The sequence below is a fragment of the Rhizobium sp. BK591 genome (assembly GCF_014195045.1).
Taxonomy (GTDB): domain Bacteria; phylum Pseudomonadota; class Alphaproteobacteria; order Rhizobiales; family Rhizobiaceae; genus Rhizobium; species Rhizobium anhuiense.
Genome location: NZ_JACIAZ010000010.1, coordinates 25,188 through 44,156, shown reverse-complemented (window position 1 = coordinate 44,156; position 18,969 = coordinate 25,188). Strand labels below are relative to the sequence as shown.

Sequence of the window (18,969 nt, the reverse complement as noted above, 5' to 3'; positions counted from 1 at the left end):
GGATGTCAAGTGATTGTGTCGAGTTCGCAAGTGGTTCGGCGGCAAAGTTATTCATCGCCGCGTGTCGACCTATACCACCGCGCCGTTGGCCTGCGCCGCGGTATCTCAAGCCGTCGCGGACTCGACTGTGGCTTTTGAAGCAGGAAGCATATCAACGAAAATATGCCTCAGCCGGATTTTATGATCTCCACCGTTTTGCACGAGCGCGCCCTCAAGCACGGCTAAAGATTGTGCGTGCTGATCCGTCGCTGCGAGACCAGCATTCTTGCCGTAGATCTTCACGAGACGAGCATCGATGTACTTGACCACATCGGAAGCCGGCAGAGCTAATACATAGCCAAGCATGAAACCCCAGTCATGTCCGGCGGCATATCTGCTTTTGAAAAACCGATCCACTCCCTCAGTTACGTAGCGCGCGTTTAAGCCTGTATCGCCCGCGTGGACGCGTTTGCACTCAATGGCTACGTACGCGTCCTCATCACCGAATTGATGCATGAACTGCAAAGTTATATCGATCCGACCTAGAAGAGTTGGATCGTTCGTTGACATGTCCTCAAGCTCGACTTCGCCACGAATCTGCAGATTGGTGAGCCCGAGCGTTTTCTTCACGCGCCTCATGGCTTTGCGAACTACAATCGTGATTGGCACCTCAAGCATCCCAGCGGTGAGATCGCTACGAGCGGCAGAGCTTCCACGGCATACGAGATCCACTACTGTCGCAATTTGGTCGTCTGACAACGCGAATGTAGGGCGTCCAACAGGACCGTCAGGCGCGAGAAGGGACATCCCGCCTCCGTACCCAGTGATCAGCGAGAATGGCGTCGGCGTCGTTGAGGCCTAGTGTTTGAGTCCAGCAACGCGTCTCGGACGGTTTTAGAATAAAAAGATCTTCATCGCTATACAAACGCATTTGCCGTCGTTCATTGAGATAGGGAGGTATGTCCGCCTCAAGCTGGCCCCTTAATAGGTTTGTCAGCGATCCGAGCTCCTTTGCGTCTCCGATACGAACAACAGGCTTCTCGCCAGGACCTCCAGGTGCCATCATAAACCTAACGGCGGTGATACCCGGAACACCGGCTGCTAGATTGCCATTCTCCAATTTCGTTGGATACACAATAGCCTCAAGATGTCGCTCATTCCGTGCGCGAAGGTAAGCGTCGACTGAACCAGTAACCTGGGCTGCATAAGCCCTGAGGCAGTCTGAATCTGGCGATGCCGTAAGCCCAATTCTCTCGCCGCGATTTTCAAATATCAGGTAACGGGCCCGTGAAACGCTCTCCCGGACTAATACGCGCTCATCGCGCTCAAGGTCGTAGAGATCGAAAACAGCCTCGTCTAATCTGGAGAGTACTTGATGGTCACCAGGATGGTTGGCCGCGAGGCTCTCTGCGTCGATCACCGCCCTTAAGAGGCTGGTGTCGGCGGTATTCAGGTGAGGGATACGCAAAGACAACAGATCATGTGGCAGGACTGTCGGTCGCTCTAGACCCCAAGTCGGTCCACCCATAGCGAGCTGAAACGAAACGATGCTTGAGTTCAGTATCCCGCTGAGGACATACGCTAGAGGTTGGTCTGAAGTTGCGAATGAGACACCCGTAAAGTTCTCGCTGTAGAGTGCATCGTGTTCGAACACGGCCGCGCTAAATCGACCACGCTCGGCGCCGGCGTCGGAGCCTGCTTTCGAACAGACCAATAGCGGCCCCTTGAAGATAGAAGGGCTCCTGGTTCGGTGTAGTGTTTTGTGGGTAAGCTTGTGCAGATTTTCGAGTTGCAACCGAAAAGGGTTGAACACGTCGGGAGTGATCACCGGCAAATCAAAATAATGATCTGGCGGTGCGCTTTGCCCAGCGCCATTCACCTTGAATCCTTGACCGCGATGCTGCCTTTTGGCGATGCCGAGATCAGTCAATGCCCAATCGAGTGTTGGAAACTCCCTTTCAAGGCGCTCGATCAGCCAGCCATCACGCACGGTCCCAAACGTCGCTGCCTTTAGGAAGGGTGGTGTTGCCAGGACCTGTTTCAAGGGAACGGATCTGATTTCACCCGGGCCAAGGTGGAACACGCCGGTACGACGAAAATCTGGCGTCCAAGGAATGGATCCCACGAGCAGGCGAGTCTTATCTGGCCCCAATGCGCAACGAGCAAAGAAAAGCAGAGCAGGCCCAACCGCATCTGGGAAAAGTTCTTCGCGGCGAAGGTATGACAAATTGATTAGAGCTGAAGGTGCCAGCCGCTCCAACAAATGGGCGCGCGCAGCGACCGCATGCGTGTCTTTCGAGAAAAACGGAGTCGCTTTCATCACCATGCCAATTCGGCCCACGTCCCCGACCAAGTCGGCTGCGAGTCCGAGAAACGCCTGGTCAGGGCTACGCCGTGGCCTTAGCGTCGACGCATCAGGTGAGCGACGTTTTTTCACCCCTGTCGTCACGAAAGTCCACGGCGGATTGCCTACGACGGCGTCGAAGCGAGATTTGGTAATTTTCTCTGGCAGCTGGTCGGCGAGGGAATCTGCTTCAAACAGAGTTGTGTTGATGAGCCGATCAAATTTTAAGTCGGCGATATCATCGATCGGGTCTTCATCCAGTTCGAGAGCTGCCAAGTAGAGGCTGAACGCAGCAATGCCGAGAGCCGACCGGTTGATGTCAATACCGAAAAGCTGATTGTAAAGTATGTGGCGTACCAGCTTCCGGCCGACCGGTTTCCCCTCAGATGCTCTCCAAACTAACCGACGGAATGCCTCCACAAGGAAAGCACCAGAACCGCACGCCGGATCGATTATTCGCGCGTCATGCGGCAACCCCTCGAAAACAGGGTCGAGCGTCAAATGCACGAGTTCCACGGGCGTGTAATGAAGACCCTGCGATCTCGCCTCATCCGCGGCGCTTGTCCGTGCAAACTGCTGATAGATGGAGCTGATTAGATCAATCGGGATAGCGTTGAAGCGGAAGCGGAACAGCCGTCCTTGACCATATCGTTCTGAAATAAGGCTGCGACCTTCAACAAAATCCCTGATAAGTTCAAGGTGTTGCGAGGTAAGTTGTTCTCGCTCAGCACCCGGGTCATCCATCGGGAACAGGTCGCCGTTAAACGTCATCCTTAGCCAGTCGAAAAGTGCAAAAGCTCTTTCGGGCGTAGCAAACATCTCGCTTAGGTCTGCCGGCATTTCAGGAGGTAGAAAAGACTGTGCGATCCCTCTGTCCAAGAGATACCATGTGAAAATGCAACGACCGATGAAGCGTTGAGCAATGTCGCGAGCATGAGCCAGGTCGCGAACGCTCTTGTTCTTTTCCAGCGCGGTAAGACGATCTTCTAGCGCACTGATCTCCGCGAGCAGTTCGCGATCGACCCTGTGTCGCCTATCGATCTTGGAGCCGATAGCACTGGCCCAAAAGGCGCCGGTCTCAGTCGCGATTCGTCCGCACTGCGCATCAAGATCACGCAGCCGATCCGCTGAACTTAGAACGAAACTGTCGAGTACGCGTGGTTCGCCATTTATTATGGAGCCATCTTGCTCAGGTGACGCGTAGCAGTCGTAGATCCGTATGTCGGTCGGAGTGACAACCCAGAGAAGGGGTGCGACGCCGACATTCCACGCGGCTTCCTGCCACCGTCGCAAATCGATTTCGCTGGGAGCCGTGAAACCGGCATCTTTGAAGATGCTGGTTGGAGCGTTCTGTGCAGAGAAAATTGCGTCTGCATTCAGACCGACGACATCATCAGAGAATACCGCCCGCAGTCTCGCCGCGCGTGGATCCTCAGCCGATACGAAGCCAGGAGCCAATCGCCCGGTCGCGCTGAGGTATCCGGTCGCCTCTAAAGCTAGCTTGAACGCCGGACTTGTCACACTGATCTCCGCCGCTTCCCAGCGTCGGGCTGGACGAGGCTGATGCCAATCGAAGCATGGTCGACCGGATCAAGTGCGCGGACAGGAAAAAGCTCGAGCTGACCGGTCGATCTTGTAGGCAATGATAACCCAAAGCCCCTTGCCAGAACTTCAAGATGTGGGTGCAGGACAATCAAGATGCCGTCGCGAGAAGGTGCTCGCGAGGCTTCATCTTCCAAAGACCATAGGTTCCCCCCTTCCAGGATTAGCGTCTTGTCTCGAAGTGCGATGAACGACGTCTTTCTTAGACCAGTCTTGAGGCTCGTAAATAGAGATTGATGAAACTGAAGCTCCAGATGAAACCTGTCTCGCAAGGCAGCTGCAATTCTTAGAAGGAGGACTGTCTGCCATGTGAATCCGGCAGGCGAGCCTTTGCTCTTTGGAGGGAAGTCAGCTGGAATAAGGGCGCGTCGGCTTGTCCACTCACGAAGAGTGGCGGTCGAAAGTCCAGTCAACAGCGACGCGTCGGGGGTTGTGACAAATTTCATAACAGGCCTGAATGATCGGGTATTGTACCCGATCTCCCAGAATGGGTAACATACCCGATCTGAACCGTAAATAGACTATGGTTGCATTAGCCTGGCCGGCCCTGTTATCGCTCAACAAATTAAAGAGTTAGCCGGGGACTTTTCGCTGAAGCACCTACGACGACACGGCCGAGCATGCCCTGATTATTCTGGGCGCCTTCTCAGCCTGACAGATGAGACACGCAGGGGAGGGGTGACAATGATCATGGACGACCGCATGCCGCATGCGCTTAGCAGCGATGAGATCCTAGTAAGGATCGGTTTGAATGAGAGCGTGATCCGCGACCAACTGGGGACTTATGAGCAGAAGACGGCCATTTTCTCATGGCTGGACACGCTCAGAGCCATAGAAGAGTGCATCAATCTGCTCGTCGTCGATTGGTCAGCAGAAGAGGAGGCAGTCATCGCAGAGCTCTTCGCGACACGCGTCGAAAGATTTCTTGTCGAACCGACCTATCTCATCTGGATCAGGGAATGGCTCACCGTTAGGTTCAACGCAAACTTTGCGGCCCGGTTTGGAAACTTGATGGTCCAGTGTTTTGCCATAAGGCACTCCTTTGCCATGCACGGTATCGAAACGGCTGAAGAAGGCCTCGCAGACGTCGGCTCGATGATTGGTTATTTCCAGTCTCGCCGCAGACATCTTGTTGCTGTGCTCCAGCTCATGCCGCACGTCTGCCGGGGCGTTAAGCCTCTGCATCCGCTGGACACTTTGAACGTCGTCCTACCGCTTGTTGAGCTGCACGCCCTTCCAATGTCTGGCTGCCAAACCGTGCTCAACGTCAGGTTTGCGCGCCAAAGCTTGAACCTGTCCGACGATTCGAAGTCCGAACTTGCTATGTTGAGCCCGCTGTTCCTGGAGCCAGAACGGGCACCAATCGTTGACATGCCAATAAACGAAGAAGGACTGGAAATCCTGAGAAAGCGCGAACAGGTTCGCGATGACAGGCTCTTTTCGGCGGCGGAGCTTCGCAATGATATAGCGTTTATCGAGGCAGCCTATGCAGAATTTGATCTTACAGCGTCCGACTTTCCCGCATGCTCAAAGCTCATCCGCAAGCTTTCCAACGATTATATCGACCGCGATTTCTGGATCGCAATTACACCTCCTGACCTTGAGCGGCTTTTTCGCCGGTTCTCAGCATCTAAGGCGCTGAAAGATGCCTTCGTAAATCGCTCCGGCGACTATTCGAACTGCCTATCGACGTATGCGCCGATGGTCTTGGTCGGCGGAGTATATCGGTCTACCGTGACTCTGCTCAGCCGTTTCTTATACAACTGGCGTGCTCGCAGTCTTGACCGAAAAAAACGGTACCAGATCAGGTCGGGGTTTATTTTCGAGGACGCCGTCGCCGCAGAACTGGGAAAGCAGGGCTTCGCGCTGCAGGCCATCACACGCGTCGGCCGCGCTGAATTCGACGTGGTTACAGTGCGAGAGGGTATAATCTGGAACGTTCAGTGTAAGAACAATTTCCGGCATCTGGACCAAGTCGACTCCAACGCGGAACGCTTTGCAAGATACAATAGGAGCTTGGTGAGAGCATACGAAAGGGCGCTACAAAAGGAAGTGGGCCGTGAACACCTTCTGAAGACGAAGATCGGGCTCGATCGCGTCCAGCACATGCTGGTTTCACGCTTTCCCGTCGTGACCGACGATCTACGGGTCTTGCCTTTCAGCAGAATCGGCGACTTCAGTCAGAGGGCGCAGCTCGTCTTACAAGGTGCTTAATGACGCAGTGGCTCAATTCATATTTTCCTTCAGAAGGCTGATCGGGCGCTTTTAAGACGGGAGCCGCACTAATGGGAATAGGGTCGAGGACGAGCTAGCCGATAGCCGCTATAGTCGTTTTGCGCTTCGCTTCCAAATCATCGAAATAAGCTTTGATGTCCGCTGGCATAGGGGTCTTTGGCTCTGGCAACCGCGCAAGGTGACGCCACCTCTTGTCCAGCGCGTCGAGCGACACCTCGTCAACTAGCCCTCGTTTCGCTTGGGTGATGAAGACCTTTCGAAGCTCGGTCGGCACATCTTTATGCTCTTCCAGTCGCTTTGCGATCCATAGCGTGACATCGACCAACTCCAGACCTGCGCTTTCGTCACCTGGAATAAACGTGGGTGGCACGTCCGGCATCATGGAATAATCAAATTTCGGCATGCCCGGTCCCAGGTCAGTCGTGTGCTTGGCTGACCTCAGATTCTCGTACCAGCTGGCAAGTTCTCCCTGTGCTTTGTTGAATTCAGTCTGCCGATCTACGGTGATTTTGCGTACGGTGCGCCTCTTCTTCGCCGATTGGACCGCCATGACTTGCATCACCTGCTGAAAGCCCACGAGGTTGGGCGAAATCTGTAGTGCAGTATCATGGTTGCCCGCGCCATAGCCGATATCGAACGGGTTTGCCGCAGCCCACTTCAGCGCCCCAGTCACGAGCTCCTGGGAGCGCTGATCTACCAGCCTGTCCACACGTGCGATTAGAGCGTTGCAAAGCGCGGCCAAAGCTTCTGCGCATCTTGCTGCATTGGTTTCTCTCCGTGCCGCCCAAGCAGCTTTTCTAAGCCGCTCGTCGAACAGCGACGCGACTTTGAACAGCATGACATAACGGAGCGGGGTGAAGTAATGATGCCATGACACTGCATCGTTGACGCCAGAGTCGAAGACCTGGTCGTAGAAGCATATGATCGCGTGATCCGGTTTCGTGACCTTCAGCATCGAGAACCGCAAGTCATGCTTCCTGCTGAATGAAACTATCCTGTCAGCGATGGGGATTAGGCGCCCAGCACCAAGTTCCGCGGCATGAATGCGCTTCACGCCCAATTCGCTCCTCAAGTCGGATAGCAGGGGCTCCGCTACAATGTCCAGATTAGCAGGGCAACCTAGGACGCCGTAGTACAGTTTAGGTTGATGGACATCGAACAAATTCAGGCCCGTATTTCCGCTCTCGTCGATATAGTAATACACCAGCTGTTGTCCCCGCTCGTCCTTAGTCAAGGAAGACCTCGAGGTCATATGGATGTCAAGGGACACTGTTCGCAGGAGAAAGGGAAACGAGCTCGGCGCGCTTGTCTAAGCTCCTCTATTAGCCAGACGTGGCGACCGTGGATCAGCAGTGCGCGTTCCTTGACAGCACAGTCATCGGAAACTTGAGAAAATCTGATTGATTTCCAAAGCTTTAACAAAGTAAAGGGAGCTGACCGGAGGTTCACATCCCATCAAGGCGATGACCTTGATCAGGCACATCTTGCTCGATGCCAACTGCGGTTCACGCTCAACGACGGCTTTGCGCCCGCTTATTCGGTCGTTCCATCCGCGTCGACGGCTCCCAATATCCGCCGGTCTGCTTAGGTTATTTTTGAATGTCTGAGACGGGTGGAGAGTGCGCTCTGTGCAAGCCATTGAGATTGGTAGTCGGGGAAAACGGTGCGCTATTTTTGAATAACGCACCGTTTCGAAGATAATTTTCATCATGAAGAGATGACGGGCCGCTTGGGACCCGCCATCTATTATTACCCGAATGGCTTGCGGAAAACCGAGTTCGACCCGCCCAAAATGCCATCGGTATTCGACGGGTCCAGGAACCGCAAAGTTTTGCGCACTTCAGAATTCTCGCCGCCGGCAATCACGTTAGCGAGCTTACGAAGTTCGGAATTCTCGCCGCCCAAGATGCCGTGCTTTGCGATGTCCTTAGGGCTAACGCCGCTCACCGCCTTGAACACCTGCGTGACGAGATTGTGCTCGTCCTTCGCCGCTTCAAAGTTACCGCCAATCCAGCCGATTGGCGCGAGCGCCACACGAACGACCTGATTGCCGACATCGCTTTTGCACGAACCATCGAGGTCGTTCTTGGCATTGGTGTACTCGTCCTCGGTCTGCGCTCCATATTGAGTAACCTCTTCCTTTGCCAGCGTGCGAAAGGTCGTATTGATGAGCGCATCCAGGTCAGAGGGTGCGATAGAGGCGATCATATCGTCAAACCAAGCTCCGAACGCACCGTCCATGTCCGTCACCTTGTAGTTCGCCAGCACAGGGGCGACCTGTTCATCAAATACCGGACGCGCCTGTTCTCGTTTTGCTTTGAGCCACGCCGCGCGGAATTCGGGCGTATAGTTCATGGTGTCGATACTGGCGCTCGCCGCCACGAACTTCTCCCTCATCTGCTGCCGTTGCTCTGAGAAATCGCTTCGAGCCTTGATGCACGGATCGAGAAAGTCGAATGCGCCGGCGGCGAAAGCGGGAGTAACGCTCAGGGTGGCCAATCCCAACGCCGAGACCAAGAGAAACCTTTTCATGACACTGCTCCTTCTTCGGATAATTTGGGGTGGAGTGGGGTGGCGAGCTCAAGACTCGCCACTTGCTAGTCAGCCGAACGGCTTGCGAAAAATCGAGTTCGGGCCGCCGAAGATGCCGTAGCGACCGATGTCCTGAGCGCTAATGCCTATGACGACGCGCAGCACTTTTGCGAATTCGCCAGACTCGCGGTATGCACCCTTGAAGTTGCCGTCCACGATATTCACGGGAGCCAGAATGATCTTTCTCAGCTCGCCGTTAGGACCAAAAGGCCTGTCCGATAAGATGAACTCGTGGAGTAGTACACCGACGCCGGCGCATGCAATTACTGAGGGCGGAGCGGCCAGGGCCGCTTCGCAGACGACCACAGTGCTATCGGCGCGGGCGGGAGCAGCATAAACAAGAGCTGTTAGGCTCAGCGCCGCTGCCGACCCACCTTTCCATGTGGCGTTGCGAATAGACTTCATCGGTGACTCCCATTTCTGGAACGACCGGGGGTCCGCCCCGGGATCGTCAAAAGCGATCTATGGGGAGCCTATTGAAATGGAGAAGATGAAGCCAAAGTAGCGGCAAATTTTGCCGCGCTATTTTGAAGGTCCGCTCAGATGTTGGTTGAGGAACTTCACTGTTACAGCTTCTTGTGTTGGCGTATTTTTCCGCACGCCCATGGCGATGAGAAGGGCACGTTTTTGCCATGCGGTGAAGTACAGCATGGTCGCGTTATCTTCCTTCTCGGAGGAAACAAAGTCCGCTTCATCATACGCCGTGGAAAGGTCTCGCAGGCTGCGCTCTTTTTTCCCGCCACCTCTTTGAGACATGAAGTGTTTGTAGAAATCTTGGGCACCGACCCATGGCCTCGCATGGGGAGCAACCACCTCATTGTAGATGTAGTTAGCAAGACAAACGAGAAATCGTCGATGCTCTTCCGCAACAAACACCTTGTACGCTGAGTACCATCTTTCGTCGGCTTGGATGTAATCCACAGCGCAGGTGTTCATTGTTGCAATCTCTGCTTGGGAGAACCGCTGTGCGTCTTCAACTCGTGTAAAATCCTCGGGAAGAACCCGGAGACTTCGTGCGCTACCGCCGTCATCGTTGTGGCGGAGATACTTCCAAGTACGCTCGATGGGCATCCAAATTCCCACAAACTGACGCAGAGGTGCGCATCCTCCACATCAATTATGTCGAAAAGTGGTTTCTATCCCATAATTATCGTATCCAAACAATTGGCCCGACCGCTTTCATGAACTAAGAGAACCGGAATTCCCGAAGCCCGTCCCACGCTTTGGCTGGTTGGCAAGTGGCCAGTTTGGGTTCGGAAGCGGTCACGCTGACCGCCTCCGACAAATGACAGCTATCTCTCGGTTGGTGGCCAAGACCTGTCAGTCCGCTCGCGGACCCAAATTGCGTTCCTCTATGGCCGTGGCACTGTATTCGAACTGGATCGTCCTTGAAGGCATCTCTGCCGGCTTGTGCAGCCGTCGAAGCTTACTATAGCGTCGCCATGGATCGAAGCGCGGCCGATACGCTGTCGGAATTCGGCATTGAGATTCTTCCGCCGGACCGCGATTACACGTGTGCACCGGATCAAACGACATGTCCGTGTTGTCGAACGTTACGTCCGGCCTCGATGCCTCGCACCATGACCGCCGGTGGCAAAGCACCTCCATCAATTCAAGCGGCGTTTGACGACGCGCTGGCGAAATTACCGGACGGTTATGTCGATGGACATTTTGGTAATGGATCATGGGGCGTGACCGTTAAGCGGTCGGAGGATGGCAAACGAATCTGGCTCTATGGCGAGGAGCTCAGCGGAACCGAAATCGTCAGCTTCAACCTCTATCGATTGGCTGGACCTGGGCCGACACTGAGGCCGTGCGAAATGTCCTCCGCCAAGGTGATCGAATTCGTTCTCGGTTTCGAGCCCAGCAGAGAGAAGGGGGCACCTCGACCATAATGGCCGACCAACAAGCACAGGATTTATATTGCGTTGCAGCAAATGCATGGCTGCACTGCGATCTGAGCGCTGGCGGTCGGGGCAGCCTCTGATATCTTCAGGTCAACGAAGCAATGCACCTCCTCCCGCAGAGCTTCGTGTTTCAGGCGACCCACTCCTCCTCCCAAGGGGAGCCTGACGGAACAACGGCACTCCTCCTCCCAGCCGTTGTTCAATCTTTTGGAAAAGCCTGCCGCACCTCCTCCCGCGGCAGGCTTTTTCGTTTTCCGATACATTCAAGCTCTGAGTTCAGGCGTCAAAGCAGACTGCCCTGTTCCACCGGTTCCCCGGATTTGGACACGATCGTGGATCGGTACGGTTCGCGGGACGAGATGATCAGCGCATCATTCGGTAATGGGCGGGCCAGCTCCTTGGCCTCTTCCCATGGCGCCCGCATCCAGGTGTCGGTCTCTTCCTTCGTCAGCAACAGGACCGGCATGGCCTTCTCATGGATCGGCTTCACCAGGTCGTTGGGATCTGTGGTCAAGAATCCGTAGAGATCATCGGTGGTGAGACCATCCCTGACCTTTCGGACACTCAGCCATTGCGGCACATGGAGACCGGCAAAGAACATCAGCGGCTTACTTTCGTCGCGGGCGAACCAGGCATTGGGCACGTTTCCGCCATCCTCCTGGCTGGCCGGATCCGGCTCGGCGAAACTAGTGATCGGGACAAGGCATCTATTTTCGACGCCAAACCATCGCTTCCAGTGCGGAAAACTGAGCTTGCGCACGTTGGTCGTGCCGCGGTCGGCCTCCATGCGGATCAGGTCTTCGAGATCGAAGGCCTTGTCCTTGGCGGCACGTTTCTCAGCCTTGGCTTTGGCCGCCTTCTCAAGGGCGAAGCGCGGCGAGGGCAGTCCCCAGCGCGCATGGACCAGTTGCATCTTTCCGTCGGCGGTGTTGCGGACGATCGGCCCCATCTGATCGGGGTTCATCTGGTAGGCGGGCATCAGGTTGATCAGGCTTTCGGCGTCCTGGGCCCATTTGGCGACCCAATCCTTGTCTTCCATGCGATAAAGATTACACATAGTAGGCTATCTACTCCGCTTGAGCTCGAATGGAGGACAATCTAGCGCATGGCGCCGGTTTCGCTAGTCGAGCCGGAAGACGTCGGCATTGTCCTGGCGTTCTCGCAAGCCCTTGTACGACGGATGACGGAGTTTCCCGTCAGTCGACCAGGCGCGAAACTCGATCTCGGCAATGAGCGTAGGCTGGACCCAAACAACATCGGCGCTTCCGGAATAGGCCAGCGGCGGTTGCTTTCGCTTCCATCGCAGCGTGTCCAGCGCCTTCCGCAACCTGATGATCTCGGCTTCCTTGAAGCCTGTTCCGACGCTTCCGACATGGACGAGATCGGCATCGCGGTAGGCGGCAAGCACTAATGAGCCGAAGCCGGCAGGGGACGCCGCCGACCTCTCATAACCGACGATGAAGAAGGCCTCGCTCTGGACGCATTTGACTTTCACCCAATCCCCGGTCCGGCCCGAGCGATAGGGCCGGTCGAGGTGCTTGCCGACGATGCCTTCCAGGCCGAGGCGGCAGACATGCTCCAGCAGGACAGCTGGTTCGGCATCGAGTGTTTCAGATAGTCGAATGGCGCCGACCTGGTCATTCCCTGGGGCGTTTAACGTGTCCTCGAGAAGGTGTCGTCGAGACCGGTATTCGACACCGCTCAGATCGTGCCCGTCCAGATAAATAAGATCGAAAGCGTAAAGGACGGCGTCGGAGGCACGGTTGCCAGCTTGTTTGCCGGATGCGCCCAGCGATTGCTGCAGCAACCCGAAATCCGTCCGCCCCTCTTCGTCGAGCACGACGGCTTCGCCATCGATGATCATCGTTGCCGGTCCGAGCGCTCGGGCGGCCTGCTCTATGGCCGGAAACCGGTGCGTCCAGTCATGGCCGCCACGCGTGAGGATCCGGATCCCTTGGGGCTCGATATGAACGGCAAGGCGATAGCCATCCCATTTCAGCTCCCAGCTCCACTCGTCTCCCGTTGGCGGATAGGCCTTCAGTTGCGCTAGCGCGGGTTCGACGCGATCTGGCATGGGATCGAAAGGGAGCTGCGGTTGGGCGGGATTGCGCTTCCTGCGCGGCTTTGTGCGGATCGGAGCCTCGGTATCACGAAGGAGGGGTTTTGATCTCGGAGGCTTGGTCATGCCAACAGTTCAGCAGAAAAATCTTAAAGACACTGTGACGATGCCGACTTGTCCCCGCAATTCACACAAAGGGAGTAGCGCTCGCAGACGCTCCGGAAAAAACCTCCAGCCGCTACCCACCTGATTCTCCTGAGTATTCTTCAGTTTCCTAATGTTCAGGATAATATTCCCGGGTGGTGTTCCGGCTGGCCTAAGGCCCCTCCTTGTCGAGCGCAGTCGCGTCCTTTGGGCGTAGGAGCTTTAAGTCCGCTCGGGATGCAGGTGAACGGCGGCCCAGTGCAGTGCTTGGTGGTGCGTCCGTGCGTGCAACATTCCGCACGTCCGGGCCGCCGGCGCCAACTAAAGGGGACGCCGCGAAAATCGAAATAGTGAACCGTTGGCGCCGGTTATTAAGCCGGTAACAGGTATCACACACGCCATGAGCCGGCCTATCCGAAAGCGATCTGCCTGGCGCTGGTCGATGGCATCGATACCGCACTTCGCGCCCCCGTGCACATCGATCGATGGGCGTCCCGGCTACTGGCGGTTGCTCCGACGGTCAGGACTAAAGGCGCCGAGCCGGTTCAAAGCAACTGAAGCTTTCGTGAGCAGGGTTAATAAGCCTTATGAGCGAACGGGGGGTTATAGTTTGCGGTTTTGCGCTTAAGCTACGCAAGGCCCATTCACCCCGGACTGGAGGATCTTCCGTGAGCCCACCGATCGAATATGAATTGCGCCGCCGAACATTCCTTGCCGGCGGTGCCACAGCGGCCATTGCTGTTCACTTGCCTCGTAGCGCTAGCGCTCAACAGTCCAACTCAGCAGCACCTGTTGGTGCAGAGCAGTCGAACGTTTCGCTGGTTGTCAACGGCAAACAAGAACAGCTTCAGCTCGATAACCGCACGACTTTGCTCGATGCACTGCGCGAACACCTGCGGCTGACGGGGACAAAGAAGGGTTGCGATCATGGGCAGTGTGGCGCCTGCACCGTTACAGTGAATGGCCGCCGGGTAAACTCCTGTCTTAGCCTCGCTGTCATGCATAGTGGCGACGAGGTTACGACGATCGAGGGAATTGGAGGGCCGGATAACTTGGATCCGATGCAAAGCGCCTTCCTGGAGCACGACGGATTCCAATGTGGTTACTGCACACCCGGGCAAATAGCGTCGGCCAAAGCCGTCCTGGATGAAATCCGTGCTGGCATTCCAAGCCATGTCACCCAGGACCTGACAGCTTTGATCAAAGTAACCGATGCTGAGATCCGCGAGCGTATGTCCGGAAACATCTGTCGATGCGGCGCCTACGCCAACATTCTCGCCGCCATCACCCAAGTCGCGGAGGAGCAGGCATGAGAGCGTTTTCCTACGAAAAAGCTGCCGATCCAGTGGCGGCAGCATCTCGTGCAGCACAGGTGCCAGGCGCCAGATTTATCGCTGGCGGCACCAATCTGCTGGATCTCATGAAGCTTGAGATCGAGACCCCCGTCCATTTGATCGACGTCAATGGCCTAGCTCTCCACAAGATAACCGAAACCACTGAGGGCGGTCTGCGCATCGGAGCACTTGTGCTCAACACTGATCTCGCGGCCAACGCACGAGTACGGCGCGACTACGGCGTCCTGACCAGAGCACTTGTCGCGGGTGCTTCTGGACAGTTGCGCAACAAGGCGACAACCGCCGGCAATCTTCTACAGCGAACACGCTGTCCGTATTTTTACGATACAGCGCAGCCCTGCAACAAGCGGAACCCAGGTTCGGGCTGTGCGGCATTGAGCCAAGGCGCGTTTTCCCGGCAGCTTGGAATCATCGGCACCTCGGATGCCTGCATCGCAACCCATCCGTCGGATATGGCGGTCGCGCTACGCGTCCTCGATGCGGTGGTTGAGACAGTAACATCCACAGGCGTTACCCGTCGCATTCCCTTGGAAGAGCTTCACCGCCTGCCGGGAGATACGCCCGATAAAGAGACGGCGTTGATGCCGGGCGAACTGATCACCTCGGTAACGCTTCCGGCTCCGGTAGGCGGCCGCCAGACGTATCACAAGGCACGCGACCGTGCGTCCTACGCATTTGCTCTGGTTTCGGTTGCGCTCATTCGCCAACCCGACGGGAGCGGTCGGGTGGCACTTGGCGGGGTCGCACCCAAGCCATGGCGTCGTGCCGAAGCTGACGCGGAGCTCCCAAATGGTGCGCGCGCCGTCATGGCGCGACTGCTCGAGGGAGCACGTCCCACCGAAGAAAACGCGTTCAAGATCACGTTGGCAGAGCGGACTTTGTCCGCCATGCTTTCCGAGGAGTGAGACGATGGAATTTAACCAGCCCGCCGATCAGAATATTTTCGACCAAGCAACCATCATCGGGAAGCCGCATCAACGGATTGAAGGACGTCTGAAGGTGACGGGTCGCGCACCCTATGCCTATGAGCGCCATGATGTCGTAAACAACCAGCTCGTTGGCTATCCGCTTGGGTCGACGATTTCCAAAGGCCGCATCACGTCCATGGATACCACGGCGGCGCGCGCGGCTCCCGGAGTTGTCGCGGTCGTTACAACGCTGGAAATGGAACCCCTACCGCTCGGTTTCTACAACGTTGCACGATTGTTCGGCGGAAACGAGGTGCAGCACTACCATCAGGCGATCGCCGTGGTCGTGGCCAAGACCTTCGAACAGGCCCGCTCCGCTGCCGCCCTGATCAAAACCAGCTACGAGATCGAAGAGGGCGACTATGACCTGGATGCTGTCTTCAGGCTGGTTCAGGGCTCTGGAAAACCGACGACCGATGTAGGCGATGTTGAGGCTGCCTTCCGGAATGCTGCCGTTGTCACGGACGAGCTTTATCACACGCCGTCGCATAGCCACGCAATGATGGAGCCGCACGCGTCTATCGTTGATTGGTCAGACGGCGACCGACTTACAGTATGGACCTCGAACCAGATGATCAACTGGAACCGGGATTCCCTGGCAACTACATTTGGAATCGATAAAGATAAAATTCGTGTGGAAAGCCCATACATCGGCGGCGGCTTCGGCGGCAAGCTCTGGCTTCGCGCCGATGAGGTTCTCGCTGCGGTGGGGTCTCGCGCTGCGCGCCAACCGGTCAAACTTGCGCTCCCGCGCCCTATGATGATCAACAACACCACGCATCGATCTGCCACAGTGCAGCGCATCCGCTTGGCTGCGGATACGGGCGGCCGCCTCATCGGCATTTGGCATGAAGTCGCGTCGCACACTCTGCCCGGCGGCAGGGGCGAAGACGCGACGGCGCAAACGCCGTTCTTCTATGCTGGAGCCAACCGTCGGATTATCCATCACTTGGCGGATATGAACCTTCCTGAAGCCTCTGACATGCGTGCGCCAGGTGAGGCGTCGGGTCTTATGGCGCTGGAAATCGCCATGGATGAGATGGCAGAGAAACTCGGCATGGATCCGGTTCGGTTCCGCGTCCTCAACGATACCCAGGTTAACCCGAGCGACCCCAAGATGCCGTTTTCCGAGCGACATTTTGTTGAGTGCCTTGAACGTGGTGCTGAGTCCTTCGGATGGGACGGTCGTAATAGGTCTCCGGGTAAGAAGCGTGAGGGCATGTGGTTGATCGGTCACGGCATGGCTGGCGCCTACCGGGGAGGACCGACACTGGACTCCGGAGCGCGTGTGCGGCTTAAGGCCGGTCGTTTAATCGTCGAGACCGATATGACGGATATCGGCACGGGTTCCTACACGATCATCGCCCAAACCGCAGCAGAAACCATGGGTTTGCCGATGGAAGCAATAGAAGTGCGGCTCGGAAACAGTGCCTTCCCGGTGGCCTCAGGATCTGGGGGTCAATTTGGCGCAGCGAGTTCGACCGCGGGTGTATATGCGGCCTGCCTTGCTCTCCAGGAAACGATCGCCAAACGACTTGGACTGGACAATCCACGGTTCGAGGGTGGCAATGTTCAAACCGCCACAAGGTCAGTTCCTCTCTCTGACGTCGCACCTGATGAAGAACTGGTCGCCGAAGACACGATTACCTTTGGCGACTTCAAAAAGTCCATGGTGCTCGCCACATTTGGCGCGCATTTTGTAGAAGTCGGCGTCCATATCGGCACCGGTGAAGTCCGTGTTCGGCGTATGCTCGCGGTATGCGATGCCGGCCGCATCTTGAATCCCACCACCGCTCGCAGCCAGGTTATCGGTGGAATGACGATGGGGATCGGCGCGGCACTTTCGGAGGAGCTCGCGACGGACCTCGGCCGCGGCTACTTCGTCAATCACGACCTCGCCGGTTACGAAGTGGCGGTTCACGCTGATGTCCCGCATCAGGAGGTGATCTTTCTGGATACTACCGACGCGTCGTCGACACCGTTGAAAGCCAAAGGTGTTGGCGAGCTCGGGATTTGCGGTGTAGCTGCCGCGATCGCCAATGCCGCTTATAATGCGACGGGCATTCGCGTTCGGGATTATCCGATAACACTGGATCGCATGATAGACAGGCTTCCTGCTGTCGGGTGAGGCTCAACTAGGATCGTGCCGCCTCGCGAAAGAGCGAGGTTCAGATATCTACCCGTTGCTCGCCATCCGGCCGGATCAGGCCGTATTTCGCGCTGGCGCACGATATCCCTCGCGTCAATGACCGGCGTGTTGTCAGTGGGATTATTTACGGGTTGAAGCATGGACCTCAGTGGAAAGACGCGCCAAAGAAACATCCGGTGTGCGACCAAGGGGCCGCAGGACGGCTGTTCCACCTGCTGGCCAACTGGTTCCCGCCTTTTCCCGGCTTCTACCTCTACTATCCGAGCCGCCGCCAGATGGCCCAGCCGCTACGCGCGTTCATCGATTTTGTGAGTAACGATGGTCGGGATTAAATCGGAGGGCACTGCGAGAACGTCGGATTTCGGGGCTACAGCGCAGACATAGTGATCATCATCGTCAGGCGCGGCCTTGCCAGCCCTACCGATTGCAGTAAGGCGCGCTAAGCGCCTGTGTTCGTTTCAACGCTCCCGGTCGAGACAGAAGAACGAGAGCGCCGCGCCGAGAAACAGCAGCACTACCGCGACGATGAGCGAGAGATGCATGCCATGCATGAACGCGGTGGATGCCGTATCTCGTACGAAATAGCCGCACGTCGCGACGCCGAGCATGCCGCCGACTTGCCGCGCCGTGTTGAGAACACCTGACGCGCCGGCTCGTGATGGTTCGACCGAGGAGAGCGTTACATTTGTCATCGTCGGCACCATCAGCGCGATGCCGCTTGCCGCCATTAGCATCGGCACGACCAGTCACCAGTACGAGCCGCTGACACTGACGGGAAGTAGGAGAAGGTATCCAATCGCTGCCAGAAGGAGGCCGAACACCATGAGCCGGCGTGCGCCAAGGCGTGTGATCAATCGGCCTGCGATGATGTTCATGACCATGAGAACAATGGTCATGGGCAGGAAGGCGATGCCGGTCTTCGAAAGATGCTGCTCCAGTTGGAAGAACAGGCTGAACCCGAAGATCAGGCCATAATAGGCGAAGTTGACGATAATGCCGGTGAGCGAAACGATTGAGAAAGCAGGACCGGAGAAGAATGACAACGGCAGCATTGGTGCCCGGCTTCGCGCCTCGATCAGGATGAAGACCATGGCGGCGAAGATGGCTACGGTAAGGGTCACGAGAATCCGCGGATGCATCCAACCGAGATTTGCCGCGTTGGAGCGATGCGAGTGCAATGATGGCGGCTGCCTGTCCAGGCAGATCAAGCGAGCGCGTATCGTTTCTGGGACCTGCTACCGAGTAGCGGAGGATCATGGCCAGACCGATCAGTCCGATCGGAATGTTGATCAGGAAAATTGCTGAAGCACAGCTCGCCACTGAGTTGGGAACATATCAACCTTACCGGCATCTACACCTGGGATGCGGAACATCAGATGCCGAACGGATTCCGAGCGCTCCGCCTTCCGGCTGGGCTAAGGCGTGCCGCGTGAGTTCGCGCCCCGTTCCCCTTAGCGTACGATTTCGCCCTGCTCTTGTTCCGACCCCATGTCGGCCAGGAATTCCGCCTCGATATCGGGACCGTTCCTGCCGGAGTAGGGTTGCGGAATCTTTTCAATCGCCATTCCCCGACCTGTTCGTTAGATAATCTTGAGTTGCTTATGACCTCGACAGCGCCGCTTCATGAAATTATCT

The 18,969-nt window shown here is 56.5% G+C and carries 15 protein-coding genes and 1 pseudogene; 6 read left to right on the top strand and 10 right to left on the bottom strand.

The genetic code is table 11. The features are described 5' to 3' along the window. Window positions 1-105: 105 nt before the first annotated feature. Both FHX10_RS32110 and FHX10_RS32105 read right to left on the bottom strand, forming a co-directional pair. Window positions 106-786: a hypothetical protein gene (locus FHX10_RS32110; RefSeq protein WP_132575334.1), complete on the bottom strand. Its 681-nt coding sequence runs from the start codon at window positions 784-786 to the stop codon at window positions 106-108. Then, window positions 767-3,844 carry an N-6 DNA methylase gene (locus tag FHX10_RS32105; protein WP_132575336.1) on the bottom strand — a complete coding sequence of 1,026 codons (3,078 nt, stop codon included), beginning with the start codon at window positions 3,842-3,844 and terminating at the stop codon, window positions 767-769. The genes FHX10_RS32110 and FHX10_RS32105 overlap by 20 nt, the downstream gene beginning before the upstream one ends. Before the next feature lie 765 nt (window positions 3,845-4,609). Here FHX10_RS32105 and FHX10_RS32100 point away from each other — a divergent pair. Continuing rightward, entirely contained in the window at window positions 4,610-6,139 is a 1,530-nt protein-coding gene (locus FHX10_RS32100) for a hypothetical protein (protein WP_132575338.1), read from the top strand. Window positions 6,140-6,233: 94 nt separating this feature from the next. On the opposite strand, the gene FHX10_RS32095 is transcribed toward FHX10_RS32100, so the two are convergent. The 4 genes from FHX10_RS32095 to FHX10_RS32080 all read right to left on the bottom strand — a co-directional run bounded on the left by FHX10_RS32095 (window position 6,234) and on the right by FHX10_RS32080 (window position 9,823). Next, on the bottom strand, window positions 6,234-7,394 hold the full coding sequence (locus FHX10_RS32095) for a DUF3800 domain-containing protein (protein ID WP_207910836.1): 1,161 nt from the start codon (window positions 7,392-7,394) through the stop codon (window positions 6,234-6,236). A 515-nt stretch (window positions 7,395-7,909) separates the two neighbouring features. Then, window positions 7,910-8,692, bottom strand: coding sequence for a hypothetical protein (locus tag FHX10_RS32090; RefSeq protein WP_132575339.1), 783 nt, complete (start codon window positions 8,690-8,692; stop codon window positions 7,910-7,912). A 69-nt stretch (window positions 8,693-8,761) separates the two neighbouring features. Further along, on the bottom strand, window positions 8,762-9,157 hold the full coding sequence (locus FHX10_RS32085; protein ID WP_132575341.1) for a hypothetical protein: 396 nt from the start codon (window positions 9,155-9,157) through the stop codon (window positions 8,762-8,764). Between the two features lie 117 nt (window positions 9,158-9,274). Beyond that, complete coding sequence (locus FHX10_RS32080) at window positions 9,275-9,823, bottom strand: hypothetical protein (protein ID WP_132575343.1); 549 nt, start codon at window positions 9,821-9,823, stop codon at window positions 9,275-9,277. A 497-nt stretch (window positions 9,824-10,320) separates the two neighbouring features. Here FHX10_RS32080 and FHX10_RS32075 point away from each other — a divergent pair, with 497 nt between their 5' ends. Then, window positions 10,321-10,647 carry a hypothetical protein gene (locus tag FHX10_RS32075; protein ID WP_132575426.1) on the top strand — a complete coding sequence of 109 codons (327 nt, stop codon included), beginning with the start codon at window positions 10,321-10,323 and terminating at the stop codon, window positions 10,645-10,647. A gap of 295 nt (window positions 10,648-10,942) precedes the next feature. Here the strand turns inward: FHX10_RS32075 and FHX10_RS32070 are convergent, their stop codons facing one another. Further along, the gene (locus FHX10_RS32070; RefSeq protein WP_132575345.1) at window positions 10,943-11,716 is read right to left on the bottom strand and encodes an SOS response-associated peptidase family protein; all 774 of its coding nucleotides are present in this window, start codon (window positions 11,714-11,716) and stop codon (window positions 10,943-10,945) included. Between the two features lie 63 nt (window positions 11,717-11,779). Next, entirely contained in the window at window positions 11,780-12,844 is a 1,065-nt protein-coding gene (gene ligD, locus FHX10_RS32065; RefSeq protein WP_132575347.1) for a non-homologous end-joining DNA ligase, read from the bottom strand. A 420-nt stretch (window positions 12,845-13,264) separates the two neighbouring features. Here ligD and FHX10_RS32060 point away from each other — a divergent pair. The 4 genes and pseudogenes from FHX10_RS32060 to paoC all read left to right on the top strand — a co-directional run. Beyond that, window positions 13,265-13,408: pseudogene (locus FHX10_RS32060) on the top strand (DUF1403 family protein); the annotation flags it as partial. A 122-nt stretch (window positions 13,409-13,530) separates the two neighbouring features. Next, window positions 13,531-14,175, top strand: coding sequence for an aldehyde dehydrogenase iron-sulfur subunit PaoA (gene paoA, locus FHX10_RS32055; protein ID WP_312862930.1), 645 nt, complete (start codon window positions 13,531-13,533; stop codon window positions 14,173-14,175). Next, window positions 14,172-15,122 (top strand): FAD binding domain-containing protein, encoded by a 951-nt coding sequence (locus FHX10_RS32050; RefSeq protein ID WP_132575351.1) that lies wholly within the window; start codon window positions 14,172-14,174, stop codon window positions 15,120-15,122. Before paoA ends, FHX10_RS32050 begins: the two co-directional genes overlap by 4 nt. A gap of 4 nt (window positions 15,123-15,126) precedes the next feature. Continuing rightward, on the top strand, window positions 15,127-17,313 hold the full coding sequence (paoC, locus tag FHX10_RS32045; RefSeq protein WP_132575353.1) for an aldehyde oxidoreductase molybdenum-binding subunit PaoC: 2,187 nt from the start codon (window positions 15,127-15,129) through the stop codon (window positions 17,311-17,313). A gap of 479 nt (window positions 17,314-17,792) precedes the next feature. On the opposite strand, the gene FHX10_RS32040 is transcribed toward paoC, so the two are convergent. Together FHX10_RS32040 and FHX10_RS32035 are read right to left on the bottom strand one after the other, a co-directional pair. After that, complete coding sequence (locus tag FHX10_RS32040; protein ID WP_132575357.1) at window positions 17,793-18,074, bottom strand: hypothetical protein; 282 nt, start codon at window positions 18,072-18,074, stop codon at window positions 17,793-17,795. Window positions 18,075-18,080: 6 nt separating this feature from the next. Continuing rightward, window positions 18,081-18,542, bottom strand: a complete 462-nt coding sequence (locus FHX10_RS32035; protein ID WP_132575359.1) for a hypothetical protein — start codon at window positions 18,540-18,542, stop codon at window positions 18,081-18,083. Between the last annotated feature and the right edge of the window lie 427 nt (window positions 18,543-18,969).

Excerpts from the sequence above, each read along its gene's own strand:
- FHX10_RS32075 (WP_132575426.1), top strand. The coding sequence starts at position 10,321 with ATGCCTCGCACCATGACCGCCGGTGGCAAAGCACCTCCATCAATTCAA.
- FHX10_RS32110 (WP_132575334.1), bottom strand. The coding sequence starts at position 786 with ATGTCCCTTCTCGCGCCTGACGGTCCTGTTGGACGCCCTACATTCGCG.
- FHX10_RS32080 (WP_132575343.1), bottom strand. The coding sequence starts at position 9,823 with ATGCCCATCGAGCGTACTTGGAAGTATCTCCGCCACAACGATGACGGC.
- FHX10_RS32085 (WP_132575341.1), bottom strand. The coding sequence starts at position 9,157 with ATGAAGTCTATTCGCAACGCCACATGGAAAGGTGGGTCGGCAGCGGCG.
- ligD (WP_132575347.1), bottom strand. The coding sequence starts at position 12,844 with ATGACCAAGCCTCCGAGATCAAAACCCCTCCTTCGTGATACCGAGGCT.
- FHX10_RS32050 (WP_132575351.1), top strand. The coding sequence starts at position 14,172 with ATGAGAGCGTTTTCCTACGAAAAAGCTGCCGATCCAGTGGCGGCAGCA.
- paoC (WP_132575353.1), top strand. The coding sequence starts at position 15,127 with ATGGAATTTAACCAGCCCGCCGATCAGAATATTTTCGACCAAGCAACC.
- FHX10_RS32070 (WP_132575345.1), bottom strand. The coding sequence starts at position 11,716 with ATGTGTAATCTTTATCGCATGGAAGACAAGGATTGGGTCGCCAAATGG.
- FHX10_RS32100 (WP_132575338.1), top strand. The coding sequence starts at position 4,610 with ATGATCATGGACGACCGCATGCCGCATGCGCTTAGCAGCGATGAGATC.
- FHX10_RS32090 (WP_132575339.1), bottom strand. The coding sequence starts at position 8,692 with ATGAAAAGGTTTCTCTTGGTCTCGGCGTTGGGATTGGCCACCCTGAGC.